Origin of the sequence: Xanthomonas populi (assembly GCF_002940065.1) — a bacterium.
In the GTDB taxonomy this organism is placed as follows: domain Bacteria; phylum Pseudomonadota; class Gammaproteobacteria; order Xanthomonadales; family Xanthomonadaceae; genus Xanthomonas; species Xanthomonas populi.
In genome coordinates this window covers 1-291 of record NZ_MDEJ01000388.1, presented here as the reverse complement: position 1 = coordinate 291, position 291 = coordinate 1, and the positions used below count along the sequence as shown (strand labels likewise).

Genomic DNA, 291 nt, shown 5'->3' with positions numbered 1-291 from the left:
CGTTGCCGAGTACACCCGGCAGCCTGCGCACCGCCTGACGCTGACGATCCTGCTCAAGACCTTCCAACGGCTGGGGTATTCCCCCGTGTTGGACGAAGTCCCGCCGGCGGTGATGCGCCATATCCGCAGCGCGCTGAAACTGCGCGTGCAGGTCAAGCCAGCGAATCTTGCCAACGCCTTGCGCTATCGCTACTACCGTCGGATCCGTCAATTCCTGCAGGTCCGGGCCTACAGCGACGGCGGGCTGAAGATTGCGGCACGCGCGGTATACGAAGCCGCTGCGGTGATGGA

General features: G+C 64.3%; 1 protein-coding gene. It reads left to right on the top strand.

The features are described from left to right. The coding region (locus tag XpopCFBP1817_RS21395) for a DUF4158 domain-containing protein (RefSeq protein ID WP_128418517.1) at positions 1-291 on the top strand (291 nt) is incomplete at both ends.